At 72.3% G+C, this 19399-nt stretch carries 1 protein-coding gene (cut by a window edge); it reads left to right on the top strand.

The window, feature by feature from the left end:
• The first annotated feature begins 171 nt into the window (after positions 1-171).
• Positions 172-19399, top strand: partial view of a hypothetical protein gene (locus tag BMY74_RS23885; protein ID WP_177229887.1) — the 5' portion only. It continues 12905 nt past the right edge of the window; the window shows 19228 of its 32133 coding nt (coding positions 1-19228); it begins with the start codon at positions 172-174; the stop codon falls past the right edge of the window.

Here is a 19399-nt window from a genome sequence, read left to right as displayed (position 1 = left end):
CAGACCGGACAGCCCCAGACCGGACAGCCCCAGACCGGACAGCCCCAGACCGGACAGCCCCAGACCGGACAGCCCCAGACCGGACAGCCACTGGGCCGGCCTGGCCGAGACGACGTCGTGGTACCGCCCGTGTCCTCGTCGGTCGAAACACCTGCACCCCAGCACGTGCCGGTGAGGCCGGACGTGGTCCCGGTGGTCGAGGCGCCGAGCGAGCTCGGAGCGGACCGCGGGACAACGGAGTTCCAGAACCCGCGGCCGGAGGTCTCCCACACACCGACGCCGCACGCGGCCGAGGTGGACACGGTGTCAGTCTCCGAACACGGCTCCGACCGCGACTCCGGCCATGAGACCGATCACGACTCAAACCGCGGAACCGACCACAACTCTGACCGCACGACCGACCACAACTCCAACCACGAGACCGACACCGACTCCGACCGCGAAACCGACACCGAGTCCGTCTTCGACGACAGTCGGACGGTCAACTCCGACGTGGAGTCGGAGCCAGAGTCGGAACCGGAGACGCAGGCGCAGCCGACCCCCGCCGCACCCGCACAGCAGTACCGCCGTGACGCACTGGAACAAGCCCCAGCCCACCAGCGGGGAACCGTCCGCGGCCTCCCCGGCCAACCGGAGGTGCAACGGTCGGCGTTCGAGGTGCGCAGGGCGGTGCAGGACGGTGTGTGGACGACGGAGCTGACGGTCGTCGTCGACATCGACCCCGAAGGCCGCTTCGGCGAGGACGTGCGGCGGGAAGTGTTGCGGGACGCCCAGAACGGGGTGGACCAGTACCTCAACGGGCCGGACCTGCGCACGGACAACGGGGACCTGCTGCGGTTCCGGGTCGTTCCGCACGACGGGAGCTCGCCGGTGGTGCACCACGTGGTGCACCTGGACCCCGAGCACGACGTGGACCAGACGCACTGGACGCCGGGGCAGGGGCCGTTGGCCTCCGCGCACGAGGTCGGCCACATGTTCGGGCTCGTGGACGAGACCGGTGGCGCGAACCGGCCTGCGGTCGAGGGCACGCTGATGGGGCGGCACCAGCGGACCGGGCCGGACGGGGTGCCGCGGGCGGTGACGAAGGTCGAGGTGCCCCCGCGGTACCTGTCCGTGCTGTCGCGGGTGATCGGGCCGGTCGAGCTGCTCGCCGACGTCCCCCGCGGACGGGTCACGGCCGATCTGCCCGCGGGCGCGGTGGAGCCGCGGCTGTACCAGGGCACGGACAAGGGGGCCGGCGGGCGCCGGGTGCGGTTCGCCCTGCCCGACGAGGAACCCAACAAGAAGCCCGACAAGAAGCCCGACAAGGAACCCGGCACGGAACCGGAGGAGCAGACAACCGAGTCGGCGGAACAACGGCTGCGCGACAGCCTCCCGCAGTACCTCCGGGACAGCCGTGCGCTCGGTGCCGCCCAGCAGATCGACGTGCTCCACGGTGACGAAGGAGCGCGCATCGAAGTCGAGCAGGCGCTCAGGCGCCTCGCACCCGGCGTGAAGAAGTGGGACGGTACCGACGAGCTGTCCGAGGGGATCGAGCACGCGGTCGCCGGCGCGTTCCAGGACCACGGCAGCCGCCCCACCGTCAAGGGTGACGACCGGTTCTACAGCCTGGAGATCAAGGCCACGGCGCACTGGGACCGCGTGGCGGTCCTCGGTGAGGCCGAGAACAAACAGGTCGCCTCGTCCAAGACGAAGACGTCGTCCTCCGTCGGGGAGGACGGCACGCGGCAGAACAACCTCTCGCCGCCCCTGCAGTTCACCGGTCTGCCCGGCGTCGTGGTCCAGGTCATGCCCACGATCCCCGCCGCGCCCGTCGAGCAGGTGAGCAGCGAGCAGAAGAAGGAGCTGGGCAGGTCGACCAAGGTCGAGCACACCCCGGCGGTGAAGGCCGACGTCCCGGTCACTCTGTCGTTCCGGCTCTTCGACGGGGACGGCCGCAGGGTCGTGTCACCGGAGGGGGAGCAGGAGGTCGAGGTCAGCGGCCGGGTGACCCTCGCGGTGCCGACCGACCTCCCGACGAAGGACGACGCGGGGCGCACGGTGCTCCACGAGGACACCGGGTCGCGGATCGGCGACGTCGTCGGAGCGGACATCGCCCCGGTCACCAGGGCTGACCGCGACCGGCTCGTCGCCGACGACCCGGTGTGGCGGGAGAAGCAGGGGGACGCGACCACCCGCCTGCCGGAGCTGACCGGCCTGCCGCGCGGCGTCGCCACCGAGTCGGCCGTGGTCAACAACCCCGGCACGGCCACCTTCGCCGAGCAGGTCCTGGCCCGCTTGCAGCCGCGCTTCGCGAAGGCGACCGCGCTCGGTTCGGACGGCCGTGAGGTCGTCGAGGAGTTCTTCAGCGAGAGCACGATCGCGGAGAACCTGCCGAAGATGGCCGTCTACGACGGCGAAGCCGAGCCGGAGACGGGGTGGGTCGCCTCACCGCCGATCTTCAAGGGGCGTGGGCGCGGGTTCGAGTGGCGGCCGCGGAGCACGCAGCTGGAGATGCGCGCCGTCGCGCGGTGGGTGCGCGTCGACCAGGTCAGGGACAAGGTCAAGATCACCGAGCGGACGCACGCGCACTTCGAGCACTCCGGCAAGTACGCCGTGAAGCGGAAGTTCGCGCTGTCCGGCTTCGTCGGCGGTGGCGGCGAACCGATCCCCGGTGTCATGGCGGCGGGTGGCATCACGGGCAGCGCGAGCATCGAGCGGAACGCGTCGGGGAAGGTCTCCGGCTCGACCGCGGGCAAGCAGGCACTGAAGATCACGGGCGACGCCGTCCGCTACGAGATGGTCTACGACATCGAGGTCCGCCAGGTCGGCAAGGAGGGACAGCGGCCCTGGAAGCTGGACGGCAACGTCAGCGCCCTGCACTGGACCTCCCGGCGCAACGCGGAACGAGCCGGACTCGTCGAGCCGGGCCAGGAGGACGGCGGGTTCCGCGGCGGTGCCGACCGGACCGTGCAGGGACCGCCGGAGTTCGAGCGCGGCAAGGCGATCCTCGGCGTGGTGGAGGAGGTCGACAGCGGCCGGCTGCTCGAACAGGCGCTGGCGCCGCTGCTGCACGACGTCCCGCTGCAAAGGCGTTGGTACGTCAGCAGTTCGATGTTCGTCCGGCAGTTCACCGACGGCGACGTCGAGGACGGGCGGCTCACCGCGAAGGCGGTCGAGGCGATCCAGCGGGGCCGGTCGCTCGCGGAATCGCTGGACGAGAACGAGATCGCCCGACTCACCCGGCGCCTGACCGACGGCGGGCTGCTGATCCCGTTGCGGCGCAGGGGCTGGTTCCACGACTACCGCACGACGGTGACCGTGACGGCACGGGTCGGCGACATCGAGGAGGGTGACCCGCTCACCGCCGACGAGCTCGCGGAGGTCTACGTCGGCAAGGCCACCGGCGGCATCGAGAGCGGTGGTTCCAGGTCGGCCGAGGTCGGCGGCGGCCCCCAGCTGCGGTTCATGGGCCTGCTCCCCGGCTCCGGACCCTCGACCACCGCGTTCGGCGTTCTGCTGTTCGGCGTGCGCGGAGCGCGGAACTGGTCGAAGGAGACGACCTTCGGCTCGAAGGCCAAGCGCAGGGTCGAACGGCGCAAGGGCGACTCGCTCACCGAAGAGGGCAAGATCGGCGACCGGGCGGTCCGCCAGTTCAAGTCCACGCTGACGATCGACTTCAGGGTCGACTCGGAGCGCCGCCACGCCGAGGCCGTGCGCAGGATCATCCCCGGCCGCAGCGGTCGCCAGCTGCCCACGCACGCGGAGATGCCCCGCGTGCCCGGCGAGATCTCGGTCGAGATGCGCACGCTGGTCCCCGAAGCGTTGCTGGCACCGGGAAACCCGTTCGACGCCGAGCCCCACGCGCCGGTCGTGCCCACTCCCACGCGCACGCTGCCCGACCCGCCCGCACCGCACGCGTTGCGCCCGCCGATGTCGCACCGCTTCGACGACGTCGAGATCGTGTCGTTCCACGGCGCGGAGAGGCTCCAGCAGGCCGCGCTGGAGACGATGAGCACCGCGTCCGGTCACGACCCCGTGGTGCACAGCCGCACCGGCGTCATCGCGCAGACGGTCAGCGCGGAGCTCGCCTCCGAGAAGCTGGCGCAGGACCTGCGCCTGTTCAGCGACACCCTGGTGATCGACTCCGCCAAGAAGCTGCACGGCCGCCGGGTGCACGACCTGTTCGGCAGCTGGGGCGTCACCTTCGCACCCCGCCTGTCGGCGACACCCGTGACAGCGCACGAGTACCAGCAGGTCGTGCGCGAGGTCCAGGGCACGTCGAAGGTCACCGGTGTCAGCGGCCCCACGGACACCTTCGGCGGTTACGTCGTCGGGGTCCCGGTGCTGACCGACAAGAGCCTGACGGCCGGCGAGCACGGCACGCACGCGATGCCCCGCGGCATCCTGGTCCTCCTCGGATCGCCGTACAGCGGCAGCGACGGCAGGTCGGACTCCGGCTACGTCGAGACCACGGAGAAGCTCTCGATCAGCGAGCTGCCGCAGAAGATGTTCCTGGTCCGCCTGGACGTCGACGCGACCGTCGTCGCGGAGGCCGTCCACAAGAACAACCTCACCTTCGGCCTGACCGCCCCGAAACCGCTCACCAGGGCCGGTGAGGTCGTCCACCTGCCGGAGTCCGTGCTCGCCTGGGTGACGGCGGACCAGCTCGCGGAACTCGCGACCGGTACCCCTCCTGCCGCGTCCCGCACCGACGGGACGCTCGCCGTGCCGCCGGGGCTGAGCCCAGGACGGACCGAGGGCCAGTCGGTCGGCCTCGGCGGCATCAGCCGGCCGATCGACCTCCAGCAGCACGTCGACGCCCTGCGCGACGCGCTGGCACGCCACCCCGCCATCGGCGCGGACAAGGCCCGCAGGCTGCTGCCGGACTCCACCCTCGACCCGAACAACGTCAACATCGCGAGCGTCAAGCGGTTCCTGTCGGACGCCAACCGCATGGTCAACAGCCTGATCAACGGCGGGCAGGTGGCCCCGAACAGGCTGGAGGACCGCTTCCACGGCGAGACCTACGACCTCGTGATCGACGCGTCGTTCACCGAGGAACCCTCCCAGGGCGCGGTGCGGAACGTCGCGAAGCTCAAGGCCGGGGTGAGCGCGGAGCTCGGCGCGAAGGGCGTCACGAGCCGGGTGCGGACCCTGTTCACGGCCATCGCGTCGTCCCGCGCGGCCGTCGTCGTGCGCAACCCCGGCACGACCGACCCGGGCAGTGGGCAGGACGAGAACGCCAAGCCCCGGCGGACCGAGGGCCAGGCGGGCGCGGGGCCCGGTCTGGAAGGGATCTTCGGCCGCAGGGAGCTGAAGAAGACCACGGACGAACGGACCAAGTACAGCCAGTCGGCCACCGTCGAGGGCCCGGTCGCCGTCCACACCGGACGCCTGGACGTCACGCTGCGGATCCAGCGCCACGGACGTGACTACGGCTCGATCGAGGTGACCGAGGAGGCCGAGGTCACCAAGCTCGCGGAGGAGGCGTTCCCCCCACCGGTGCGGGGAGGCCGGTTCGGCTCGGCCGAGGCGGACAGCGGCGTCCGCACCGGCCCGCTGAGCGACGACGACATGGCGGCGTGGCGGACGACGCTGCCGGACGGCACGCCCGTTCCGCCGATGAAGGACCTCGGCGCCCACTGGGCGGAGCACTACTTCGGCGACATCGAGGTCCTGCGCCGCGACGTGGTGGACGTGCTGCGCGCCGCGGACGTCGACATCACCCCGAAGGTCCTGCGCGTGCTCCGGACCGCGATCACGCCCACGAGCGTGCGCGCCGCGTTCCAGGCCGCGCTGGACGGCCGGTTCGTGCTCTCCCCGCGCGACGGCCTCGACCACGACGTGGAGGTCCACTTCCGGCCGTCGCGCACGCCGAGGTTCGCCAGCACGAGCGCGGGCGTGCGGATCGACGCCCAGCGCGTGCGGTCCGAGGAGACCGAGGTCGGTTTCACCAGCGGCAACGAGGCGGAGTTGCTCAACACGGCCCCGTTCGGCGCGCTGGGCCAGGCGACCGCGACCGGCTCCGGCAAGGGCACCGAGTCCGGGACGAAGCCGTTCCGCAGCCCGTTCGACGCGAAGGGCGCCTCCACGACGAGGACCACGCACACCGCGCTCGGTCCCGAGCTGGAGGAGAGCGAGCTCTCCCGGACGGACGAGTCCAGGACCGCCGCGCCGATGAGCTCCGAGACCAGGACGGACGAGAAGCTCACCCGCGCCCTGGTCGCCAGCGTGGACACCCGTGTCGTCGCCCGTCTCCGCACGCAGCACGGCGAGACGGAAGCGGTCGCCTACAAGGACCGCCGCGTGCACGACGCGTTCGCCGTGCGGATGTACGACACGAATGCCGCGCAGCTGACAGGCAGGCAGCTGCCCGGCCAGCTGGTGGACTCCACGACGGCGCTCGCGGAGAAGGCCGAGGCGTGGCTGAAGGCCGAGCAGGCCCGGACCGCCGCGTCCGCCCGGGTGGAGATCGCCGCCCGGCCGCTGGAGGCCGCCGACCAGCGGCGCTCCACCGCGATCGTGGACCGGCAGGAGATCCGGCCACTCATCCAGGCCCAGCGGGAACTGGCGCACGCGCGTCGCGACGAGTTCACGCGGGCGCGCGAGGAGTGGAAGAACGCACCCGCCGAGTCCAGGGAGCACCACCGCGAGGAGGTGAAGCGGCGGCGCGGCGAGTGGGCGGCCGCCGACGCGGCTCTGCGCAGGCTCGTCGACCGGGAAACGCGACTCGCCCGCGTCATCGCGCAGTCCGGCGCGGTCACCGCCGCCCACGCCGCCACCGTCGAGGCGGAACGCGCGGCCGTGCTCGCGGAGGAGAAGGCGAAGCAGGAGTGGTGGGCAGCCAAGGCCGAGCACGACCGCGAGATCGCCGCCGAGCAACGCCGGGAAGCCGACGAGGAGGTCGCTGAGGAGGAGGTCGCTGAGGAGGTCGCTGACGAAGAGGTCGCCCCCGATCCGTCACCGGAGGTCGAGGAGCAGGAGGCTCCCCGCACCGCGCTCCCGGACCTGCTCTCGCGCCTGGACCAGGTGGGAGAGGTCGACCACCGCTGGGGCAAGGCGTCGCAACGCGAGGTGGACGCGCTGCTGCAGGAGGCGCGCCGGATCGTCGACCGGCACGTGCGCAGGCCCCCGCTGTTCATCGAGGTCCCCACGCAGGACAACCTCGACCACGACGCCATCGTCACGCTGGTGGCCTACCGCAGGTACCAGGAGCTGCGCGGTCTGGTCGGCGACGGGGACAGGCCGGCGGACCTGGCGGCGCACCTGGCCGTCGAGACCGGGCGCCCGGTGGTCGAGAGCGAGCGCAGCGGACTGCCCGGTGGTGCGCCTCAGGCCGGTACCGCCGGAGGTCCCTCGACGTCCACCTCCGCCGTCGTCACCTATCCGCCGACGGGGAATGCGAGCGAGGCGATCGCCCTGGTGTCCGACGACTCGGCACAGGACGGGTGGCCGCAGCGGGTGCACGAGTGGCTCGGGACGGGCGACTGGCCCCCGACCTCGTCGGCGTTCGTCCTGCTGGAGTTCGAGGACGACCACGTCCTCGTTGGTGGCGACACGCTCGACGCGGACACCGCTGCCCAGTTGGTGCTCGACTCGGGCACCTTCACCTCGCTCGGACGGGACTTGCCCGTCCACGTCCTCCTGGTCAGCCGGGGCAGCGAGCCGACGAACAGCCCGGCCAGCGATCTGAGCGGGATCGACGACCTGGCCGGCGACCAGCGCGCCGAGGAGTTCGTCCAGCGGTTCTCCGAGGCGGTGCAGGCGGGGGCGCCGAACCGGCCCGTGTGGACCAGGGCGGAGGAGGACGACCCCGACGACCTCATCTCCGCGCTGACGCCTGCCGAGCTCGTGTTCGACAGGCTGTACCCGATCACTCCCGAGAACCTGGTCTCCCGTGCCATCACCAACTCGTCCGGCGACCTGATCGGGTTCGACGTCTCCAGGCGGCGCTGGTTCACCCCTCCACCGGGAAGCATCCGGACGGTGCACGCCGAGCGGAGGTCGGAGGTGCGTCCGCCGGACGAGTTCGACGCGGAAGGACGCGAGCTGCCGCTCCCGTGGGCAGCGCTGACCGCACCGGGGCGGGTGCGGCCCCTGGTCCTGGCGCTGTCGTCGACGGAGGATCCGCAGCACTTCAACCTCAGCGCCGGGCCGGACGGCAAGAGCCTCCTGCACACCCCGCGGGAGATCGCCGAGCTCCTGGTGAAGAGGCCGGACTTCCTCGCCGCGGTCACGGCACCGGAACAACCGGCCCTGGTGCTGCTGAACCGGAGCCCATGGGGGAGCGAGCAACGCCCGCTCGACCTCACCGCCGAACTGGTGGCCGAGCTCTCCAGGCTGGTCGGGAAGCCGTTCGAGACCTACACCATCGCCGGCAAGCTGCGGATGAGGACGGACGGCGTCACGATCGTGGCGACGGACGCTCTCTTCGACCACCAGCCGGCGCCGGTCGACGCGACATCGGTGTTCCGCTCCGGTTCGGTGTTCGGTCTTCCCGGTGCGGAGCCGGTGGGGCCGTGGTCGCGGGCCACGGTGCAGGCGTTCTCCGACGCGGTGGAGAGCGGCCGTTTCGTCGTTCCGGGGCCGTGGGGCGCGGCACGGCCGTTCTTCGTGGTCGCTCCCGGTGACGCAGCGGGCGCCGCCCGCGCGGGTCTCGTCGGTGGCGGGCAGCTCGACGTGGACGGCGCCTGGGTCGGAGCGGCGCTGTCCGACCCCGCCTCCTCGGCGCTGACGGCCGATCCCACCCGTCCCGTGGTGATCGTCAAACCGCACCCGTCCGGTGAGCAGGACTTCGGCACCTTCGCGTTCGACGTCGTCACGCGACTGCACGAGGCCGGCCTGTTCCCGCCGGTGTACGCGTTGCAGGGCAGCGGCGACCTCACGACCATCGGCGATCCGGGAACCGCCTACGCAGACGTGTCCGGGCTGCGGGCCGGCGACCTCGACGTGACGCCGGTGCTCGACCGGGAGGGCAACCCCAGGGCCCTGGTCGTGCGCACCCTGGGCGACGACGACTACTTCGCCGAGGTCAAGGCATGGGCTGAAGCCGCGGAGGAACAGTCGCTGCGGTTCCCGAAGGGCCCGGACGGCACCGAGGTCGACCCGAGCTGGTCGAGCGACCACACCACGCCGGTGTTCGTCCTCGTGCGCACCGGTCCGGCCGGCTACCGCGCCTCCTCGCGAGGAGCGCTGGACCTCGACGTCACCCCGCAGGTGCTGATGACGGTGCTGCGGAACGACCTGAAGCTGCGGTTCGTCCTCGGCAGGGGGACCAGTGCCGCCGAGGACACGGGCGTGAGGGAACCGTCGGTCGTGTTCGCCGCGGTCGACGGTCCCGTGGTGGGGCAGGACGACCTGACGACGGGCCTCGCCGGAGGCGGCTACTCACGCAGGATCCACTGGTCCGGTGGGCGGACGCGGTTCTCACCCGACGGTGTGGTCGTCGTGGAGGTGCCCCGGTTCGGCAGCGAGGCCACGCCGCCGCTCGCGGCTTCCAGCCTCGTGTCCCACCCCAAGGTGAACGACCTCCAGGGCCTGCACGGTGTGATGTTCCCGTCGTCGGACTTCGACCTGGTCGACGACGTGGACGACGCGCACAGGGCGGGCGCCGGCCACCGCGACTTCTACTTCTCCCGCCGCGAGGTCCCGGGTTCGCCGGGCACCGGCACGACGACCCTGGTGCCGAAGCTCAGTCCCTTCTTCGGGCTCGAGACCTGGTACGCCGGAGCACACGGGTCCTGGTCGGCCATGTACGCGGCGCTGGCGGGGAACCGGCCCTACCTGCTGGGTGACGAGGTCAAGCTGGACCCGCACAAGGCGGCTGCCGTCCTCAGCGGCCACCACCTGTTCGCACAGGCGCATCCGAACACCACTCCGGCCCTGATGCTCGAGATGTGCTACCTGGGCGGGGTCGAACCCGGTCACAGCGGTGAGAGCGTGGCCGGCGCGATCCAGCGGGCGTGGCGGTCGGTCGCGCCGCAGCCAGCGGTCCCGAGGGTGTTCGCGGCCACCCGCGAACTGCTGGTGGGCAACGGCGACAACTACGTGGTCTACGACGGTGGCGACATCGTCGAGGTCGTCGCTCCCGGCAGCCGCATCCGCCCGCCCGTCGAACTGCGGGAACTGGCGGCCAACGACGTTCCCGCGGTCACCGCCGCGTTCGACCCGGCCGGAACGGACGTCCTCGCCGGTTCGGACGCCGACATCGAGACGACCGCTCGTGCCGTGGTGCGGGCCGCCGCGTGGCGGCAGCTGAGGCTTGCGCAGGAGCACTGGGTCACGGCGATGCCGGCCGTGACCATCGTGGGCGGCGGAACGAACCGCGGTCCGGTGCACCCGCGGACCGGCGGGCTGCTCTCGTCCGCGCGGGTGGTCGAGGTCGAGCGCCGGTTCCGCGCGGCGCTGGCCGACGAGGCGCAGGACATGGCCCACCGCGGTATGCCCGTGGACGTCGACCACGTCCGGATCACGATCCGGGGGCCGCAGGGCGACCACGGCGTCGGGCCGCACGAGGTCAGGATCGAGGTGGCGCTGGAGGCACGACCCGATTCGGACGTCGTCGGCACCGGGAACCAGGAGAGCATCCGGGAGCTGTTCCGCGACCGGCGGGGTACCGCGGTCGGCGCGGCCTTCCCCGCGGTGAGCGGCTCCGGCAGCGGACACACCCGAGCGGCGGTCTCGCGCGCGGCCTTCGACAGTCCACAGAGGATGGTGGACCGCTCGTTCCGCGCCGTCGAGGCGGACGGTGTCCGCACGACGCGCGGAGGTGACACCGCACCGCCGGTCGCCCTCTTGCCCCGGCCTGCGACGCCGATTCCCGGTGTGGAGGACGACGACTCCGGTTCGGACACCGCGAGCGAAGCGGGCTCCATCCCGGCCGGGTTCGAACTGGTGCAGCCACCGGTCACGCCCGCGCTGCGCGACGTCGTCGAAGAGCAGCTGGCGCAGGCGAGCATCCTCCACGTCGATCCGGTGTCGAACCAGCTCTCCGACCCCGCCGAGCAGGCGGACCTGGCCGTGCTCAGGTCCAGGCTGGCCACCGCCGTGACGCTCCAGCAGGACTCCGGTCTGGCGATGCCGGTCGTCCTGATCTCCGGCCGGTCCGAGCAGACGGCGGTCGTCGCGGCCATGCTGCGGGACGGCCAGGCGGTGGACCCCTCCCAGCCGGCGCCGGACGTGCTGCAGCTGGCGGTTCCGTCGGCCGCGGTCAGCGTCGTCGTGGACCTGCCGGACTGGCCTCTGGGCCACGAGCACGCACCGACCACGGCCGCGGCAGGAGGCCTGAGCTTCGGTTCCAGCTTGCCGGACGAGCCGCCCTGGGTGTTCCTGCACGCGCGGCAGCCGGTGATCCCGCGAGCGCGCAAGTCGTTCTACGTCTACGCGACGCTCGAAGGGGACCGGTTCCTCGTCCGGGGCGTGCCGGTCACGCCGGCGACCCTCGCGTCCCGCGTCCGGAACTCGCCCGCCTACCGGCGCTGGGTCACCCCCACCACGCCGATCCGGCTCGTCGGTACCGACCCCGACCGTCCCGAGGCGTCCCGGCGCGCGGCGCAGGAGTTCGCGGAAGCGTTGTGGCACGCCGGATCGCGTCACCTCGTGAGCGCGGCCACCGATCCGCTCGGGCTCGGCCCGTCCAACAGCACCGTGGTGCTCAACGACGGTTACTACGAGCCCGTCTCCCAGATCCGGCCGGGCGATGTCGACTGGGTTCCGCTCACGAGGAACGACGGCGGCCTGGTGGGCATCGGGTTCGCCACCCCCGATGTCCTCGACGGGGACGTGCTGCGGTCGATGGCCCTGTCCACCGACCAGTCCCAGCGACTGGTGGCCGAGGAGTTCGAGGACGCGGACGGTCACGTGGTGCACCACTACCGCGCCGGGAAGTGGGCTCCCGCGACGACGGGTGCCCGGACCCGTCCGGTGACGCTGGTGGGCGAACACGGCCAGAACGGGTACACCCTGCCCCTGGTGGACGGTTCCACCCTGCCCGTGGACGCCGAGGTGGCGGCGCACATGTTGGCGGGATCGGCGTTGTTCCGCCAGGCGACCGCCGGTCCGGTGCGCCCGCAGTTGCTGCTGTTCACCCATGACGAGTCACTGCCGACCGGCTCGGCGAGCGGAGCGAACGAGAAGCTGCTGGCCACCCTCCGCAACCTCACCGGACCCGTGCAGGGCCACGACTTCGCGGGCGAGCTCGGTTTCTCCGACGTGGGCGCGCTGGTGGTCCCCCGTGACGCACGGGTCGAGGAGAGCGGGACACCGACCGCCGCCGACGTGGTGAGTGTCGCGGGCGGTCCGGTGACCGGGTTCCCCGTGCCGGGCCTGGACGCCGCGACGATCCAGGACTTCGCCGACGCCGTGCGGACGGGCCGCACGGAAGGCCCGACGGGTCCGTGGGCACCCGACTCGCCCCTGGTCGTCGTGGTGGACTCTCCCGACGGCACGTTCGCGCGCGTGCGGTCCAGGGCCGGGGCGGTGCTGGAGCTCGGAGGCGGGGACCTGGGCCGGTTGTGGCTGTCCGACAGCGGTTCCCGGGCCGCGCTGGAGGCCGATCCGAGCCGTCCCGTGGTGCTGCTCGCGAACTTCGCCGGCACCGAGGCGAACTTCGGCCAGCTGGGGTTCGACTTCGCCGGAGCGTTGCACGAGGCGGGTTTCTTCACCGACGTCTACGCCCCCGACGGTGCGGTCGAGATCAGGGACGACGCGGTCAGCCACGACCCCGCCACCGAGTTCCCCCTCGTGTCCCCGCTGCGCGCCGGTGATCTCCAATCGGTGGTGCTGCGCAACCGCGACGAGGTCGCTGTGGCCGTCTACCTCAGAGCTCCCGGCGACGAGGCCGAGTTCGAACGGGCGAGCCAGTGGGCGGAGAACGTCACCGCGGACATCGTGCAGTCGTTCCACGGGGCCCGGGGCAGCGAGCAGTCACCGTGGCTGGACAGGTTCCCGGTCTTCCTGATCGCGAGCTCCGGCAGGCGCGGGGTCCAGGCGGTGCGCCGTGACAACGCGGCTGTGGACCTGACCCCCGCGGCTCTGGCCGAGGTGATGCGCGCGGACGACGAGCTGCGCGCCGCGCTGAACACCGAGACCGGCGAGCAGAACGGCCGCGGTGTCGTGCTGATCGCGCTGAACGGCGTGGCCGGTGACTTCGACGCGTTCTCCATCGTCTTCGCGGCCGGTGGGTACTCCAGGTGGACGTACTCGCCCAGCGGTGTCACCACGCTGCACCAGGACGGCACGATCTCCCTGCAGGACGGGGAGTTCCTCTCCTCTCCGCCTTCGAAGGCGTCCTCCGCCGACGTGATCACCCGTCCCCTGGTGAGCGACCGGCTGGGCGAGCACGGCCAGTACTTCCCGCTCACCCTGACCGACGACCACCACATGTCCGCCGCCGCGCGGCACAGCGACGAGGTGGAGCTGCAGTACTACCTCCGCGAGCTCATGACCGGACCGGGCGGCACCGCCGTGATGAAGGCCTACGTCGCACCGTGGGCGGGCTCCAGGCGTGTCCCGTGGCTCGTCGACGGGCACGGTGGGCGCCGTGGGCTCATGTTCGGTCTTCGGACCGATCGTCCTTTCGTCTTCGGTGACACGCAGACGTTGAACGGAATCGACAGCGCCGCGGTGGTGGCGGGGACAACGCTCTTCGCCGAGGCGGCGCCGGATTCGGACACGCCGGTCGCGCTGGTGCAGTGCTGGCTCAACTCCTCGAACTCGACCACGACCCCCACCGCCGCGGAGCTGTTCCAGCGGGAGTTGGACCGGAACCACGAATCCCAGGTCTTCGCCGCCACGAACGTCGTCAGCGTGCACACGACCAACGCGGTCAGGGCCGTCAAGGACGAGGGGAGCTTCGCCGCGGCCGACCCGCGGGCACCGGTCCCCGAGGTACCGCTGTCCGACCTCGTGGCGTACCGGATCGACGACACCACCGTGCAGTTCGACCCTGGCCAGACCTACCTGTCGTACCTGCAGGACGCGGACGTGCGGGAGACGGCGCGCCTGGCGACGCGCGCGGCCGCGTGGCGGGCTCTCAAGCAGGCCGGTCTCCCCACGGTGGAGATCATCGTGCACGAGACGCCCCTCACCGGTGTGGACCGCGCGCTGGCGGAAACGCGCGCAGAGGGCATCGAGCGGGTGGTCCGCGCGGCGGTGGCGGCGGAGAGCGCGCAGCTCGACCGGCTCGGCCTGGGCGTTGACCCCGGCGTCATCGGGGTCAGCGTGACCGTCGACGTCGCGGCACCCGGCTCGGAGCCGCCCGCCCGCGTCGTCGTGACCCTTCCCCCGGAGATCCTCGGCGCGCGGCAGCTGGCCGAGGTGGAGGCGAACCCCGGCTCCCTGCGGGCGATCCACGACATGAACGAGGCGTTCGCGCCGCTCGCCCGCCGCGGTTCGGCGACCGCCCCGTCACCGCAGCCGGTCGAGCTCGACGCCGGTGCCCAGTCGCAGCCCGTCGGGCGCGGTCCGGCGGTGGACGAGAACCCGTCCGGCGTCGAACCCACCCTCCGGCGTCCGGTGGTCGAGGACGAGCGCTGGCGGCATTCCGCTGCCGCCCGCGCGCCCTGGTTCGACCCCCAGGACGTGCCACTGCGCCCGGCGGACTGGGAGCACCTGCGAGCGGGTGCCGAAGTCCGCACCGTCGACACCGAGCTGTTCGACCCCGCGCGGTCGCGTTCCGGACCGGCGGGGTACGTCCAGCGCGTGCGGTACGACGTGCGCCGGATCGAGGTGGGGGACCGGCACGTCCGCGAGCTCACGGTCCGGCTGCGGCCGGTCGGTGACATCACCCCGGACCTCCGGCTGGAGGTGGAGGCCGATGTCCAGCGCGGCCTCGACGCCATCGCGAACGCGGGGTACCGGCTTCCCGGCGGCGACCAGCTGCACGTGCGGGTCGAGTTCGCGGGGCCGCACGAGCTCGCGCACTCCGACGTCGAGCTCCGGCCGCGTGGCGACGACGACGCCAGTCGCCAGACGCGGTGGCGTTCCGACGACCGCGAGGCGCTGGCCCACGAGGTCCTGCACTTCGTCGGGCTGGTGGACGAGCACGTCGACCAGCACCGGGTGTTCCTCGCCGACGACTCGCGCAGCCGCGTCGTGGCCGACGACGGCCCGATGGGACCGGCCGTCCACAACGGACTGTCGGCGCTCAAGCCGCGGCACGCCTGGATGATCGAGCGGACGATGGTCAGCCAGCTCGGGTCCGTCGAGGGCTGGAACCCCGTGCGGCCCGACCGGACCTCGCCGCTGGTGGACTCGGCCGCGCGGACCGCGGACGTATCGCTGCCAAGGGACAGGTCGGTGCCCGAGCTGCTCCGGTCGATCTCCGACGGGCTCGCCCAGCTGGACCGGCACCTGACCGCGTTGCCCGGCGCGTTCGGTACCGAGCTGCGCGACCGGGCCGCGCACTGGCGGCAGGTCGTGGCCCGGCCGGCGGAGACGTTCCCCCCGACGGCGGCCGAAGCGTTGCAGGACCGGCTGGACGCCCTCGGCGCCCTGCTCGTCCGTGCCCGAGCCGTGCGGCTGCGCCACATCACCGGCATCTACGACCGCGCGCGAGCCGTCGTCGAGCGGGGCGGCAACCCGCTCGGCTTCCACCCCGCCGGCATCCCAGGCGGCCTGACCGCGGCGCCGGAGGCCAGGTTCGGGCTGGAGGTCGAGTTCGAGACGAGTGTGCCGGGGAAGATCGGTCACCGCCTGGAGGAGCAGGGCTTCCTGAGGTGGGACGACGGCGCCCGCTTCTACGACGACGTCCCCTCCGCGTCCGACGGGCTCTACCGGTTGGTGGCGGAACACTCGGAGGACGACGGTGCCGAGCTGGTGTCACCGGTGCTGCGCGGTGGCAGGGAAGCGTGGGAGGGCCTTCGCGCCGTGCTCAGCACCGTGCGGCGGCAGACCGACGCGGACGGTGACACGCCCGACGCGAGCGCGATGGGCGGCCACGTCAACGTCAGCCTTCCCGGCGGTCTCACCGCGGAGCAGGCGGTGCGGCTCGCCCAGCTGGCCAAGGCCAACGAGGAAGTCCTGTTCTGGCTGGGGAACCGCGTCGAGGCGGACGGCCGGGACCGCAGGATCGACCTGCTGGGACCGAACCCGATGCCACCGCACTCCGTCGACGAGTACGCGGACGGTGCTCGTGCGGAGACCCACGACCAGCGCGTCGTGTGGTCGTTGAACGCGAACAGGAACGAGGCCGTCAACTTCGAGCACCTCGGGGAGTCCGACGAGGCGCTGCGCCGCGTCGAGTTCCGGTTCTGGACGGGCAGCCTCGACCCGGCGACGTGGCAGGTCCAGGCGGAGATCAGCGCGGCCATGTACCGGGCGGCGACGGACGCGAGCACGCACGACCGGATCGCCGCGATGATGCGCGAACCGCTCCTCCTCGCGCCGGGCGGCCGGGTGGAGAACCGCGAGTTCTGGCTGGACCGCCTGCTGTCCTTCGCGGAGCTCCTGCCGCTGAGCCCGGTGGCGCAGCAGGAGCTGGTCAAGCGCGCGGCGATGAGCGGACCGTGGCACTTCAGCCCCGAGGTCGACGCCACGCTGCGTTCGCAGGAGGTGGGCAGGAAGGACGCGATCGTCTTCCCCGCGCCCGAAACCGATCTGAGCCAGGTGCTCGCCCTGCTGGACCGGTTGCCCCGCCGCCGCGACGACCTGCTGCTGTCCGTGAGCCTCACACCGGACGGCCGGCACGTGCGGCTGTGGAACGGTCAGACCCGGACGGTCGAGGACTTCGCGGCCGCTGCCGAGGAACGCGGGATCGGTGAGCGGCAAAGCGTCGACTGGCAGGGAGGGACGGCCGCCGGTCGAGTCGTTCTGCTGACCTCGGGAGGAACCGAGCTCGCGCGGCACATGGCGAACCTGATCGGCGCGCCGGTGCTCGCCACTCCGGGGGACGTGCGGTTCGACTCGACCGGTGAACTGGTGGCGGTGGGGGAGAACGGCCCCGTCGAGTGGGTCGAGTTCACCCTCGCGAACGAGCCGTCCGGCACCGGCACGGACCGCCTGGAGGTCGCGCTGCGCGTCGGCGATGGCTCCCTGGACGACGAGGCCCTGCCCGCGACGTCCTTCGTGCCGATGCCGCCGAAGCCCTTCACCGGCGACGTGGTGGCCGACGCGGTGCACGGACGCGAGGCCGAGCCGGATCTGAGCGGCACGCGGGAGGACGCGACCTCGCTGCTGCCCGACCCCGAGGCCGAGGAGATTCCGCTCGCCACCCTGGCCAGGTCCGAAGTGGACAGTGTCGCCGTCGAGGACGGAGCACCCTCCACGGAGGAGTCCTCGACCGCCGGAGGCCTCGACCTCCCCGACGACCGGTCCTCGGGGCTCTTCACCCAGCGCGGTGAGCTCACGGGCGGCGCGGCGGTGGACGCCGCGATCGACGCGCTGCTGCCCGAAGGCGAGCGCACGGGTGTCGAGCACTTCGTGACGGCGTTGAAGACCGGTGGCGGCGGTTTCCTCGGCGACGGGCGGTCGGAGGACGTCGAGATCGGCGGCAAGCACTACGAACTGCACGCCAGGGCTCACTACCGCTGGGACAACGCGACGGAGAGCGGAACGGCGTCGCGGTCGGTCAGGCTCGACGGTCCCACCGGCAGTGCGACGCTCTCCGCGGCGTCGAGCGCGGCCCAGGCCAACTCCGCGCTGGCGCTGGTCCTCATCCCCGCCACCCCGGGCTTCACCGCGGTCGGCACTGTCGGGGCCTCCACCGACGCCAGCAACTCGGTCGCGGTGGGCGCCAGTGCGACGGCGAGCGGTGGCCGGCAGCTGGCCGTGGCGTTCCCGACGCGGGACGTGTCGGTGCCGGTGTGGATCGAGCTGACCCTGCGCGACGCTCGAGGCCGGGTCGTCGGCGACCCCGTCCAGGTCGGGGAGGCCGGGGACATCGTCGTCGACCTCTCGGTGCCCGACCTGCCAGGCGGGGAGCCGGGAGGCGTTCTCGCGGACGGCCCCGTCTTCGTCGAGTCGGTCCACATCGGACGAACTGGGGCGGGCAGCTACCGGGGCAGGCCGTTGCCGCCGGACGCGGACGGCGAGCACCGGCTGTTCGACAAGGTCGTCTCCGCGCTGCCGGGCTCGCTGGTGAAGCCGGGCCGTCCCGGACGCAGGAACCTGCGGGAGTTCCTCGACGACAGCACGTTCAAGAAGCGCTACCAGGACATGGCCGTGACCGCCGAGCAGGCCGAACGCGGGCGCGGCTGGGTCCGGTCCGAGATGCTGTTCACCGGAAAGCACCCGTTCGCCGCGTGGCTGCACACGCCCAGCGCCGTCGAGATGCGCCTGGTCGAGCGCGTGGAACCGGTGGTGCTCCGCACGGTCGACCACGTCACGTTCACCGACGTCGAGTCGATCGGTGCGGAGGTCTCCGACTCGGGCGACGCGAGCCGCGGTGCCAACTCGAAGATGATGGCCGGCCCCGGGTTCGACCTCGGCGTCGCCGGCCTGGTCGCCGGTCCTGTGGTCATGGGCGGGGTGGAGAGCGCGCACAAGCAGTCCACCAGCCGGTCCGGCGAGGTCAAGCACACGAGCACCCGGCGCGGGCGGGCCCAGCAGGTCGAGCACGTCTTCGACCTCGAGGTGCGGGTGCCGGGCAAGCCCGCGATGACCTTCGCCGGCGACGTGCGCGCGGTGGAGTGGCGAGAGGTAAGGGCCGAAGTCGCGCCGGAGGCGGAAGTCGTGCCGCCGCGCCGCCTCTACGGGCCCGAGGCGCTGGAGTCCGGCCGGGCGCTCGCGGGAGCGTCGCTGGAGGTGTCGCGGGTCGCGTCCCAGGTCCTCGACCTGATCGAGAACTCGGTCCGCACCGTTCCCGGTCACAAGCGGTGGTACCTCAGCAGCGACCGGTTCCTGTCCCAGTTCGACGACCCCTCCGCGGGCAGGACGATCGGCCGCAAGCTCCAGGAGGCGCTGGGCCGCAGGGACGCCCTGCGCCGCCTGCTCACGGACCGCGAACTCGGTCTGCTCGCGGACCGGGCGTTGTCCGCGGACGGTCTGCGCATCCCGTTGCTGCCCAAGCACGGCTGGGGTCACGACTACCACGTGTCGTTCACGCTCAAGGCGTCGCTGTCGGACCTGCGCGACACCGGGGAGGTGCGCACCGCCGCCGACCCCGCCGTGGTCACCACCTCCGACACGCAGGCGACCCAGCACACCAAGTCGCGCACCAGGTCCACCGGCGTCGGTGCGGCGGGCCGCGTCACCGCCACGATCACCGAACGCGCCGTCGTCGTCGTGGCCTCGCTCTACAGCGCCTTCGGCTGGACCAGGTCCGGGCTCTCCGGCGTCACCGCGAAGCGGGGCGAGGAACGGCGCGAGGGCGGCGCGCTCGACGACACCGGCGCCGTCGTGGCCGAGCCGAAGCACCGCTTCACCGCCACGGTCGACTGGACGCTCAGCGGCCAGACCTACAAGCGCCACAACGCGATGG

It is taken from the genome of Lentzea albida (assembly GCF_900111005.1).
Taxonomy (GTDB): Bacteria; Actinomycetota; Actinomycetes; order Mycobacteriales; family Pseudonocardiaceae; genus Lentzea; species Lentzea albida.
This window is presented reverse-complemented; position numbering and strand designations above follow the sequence as displayed.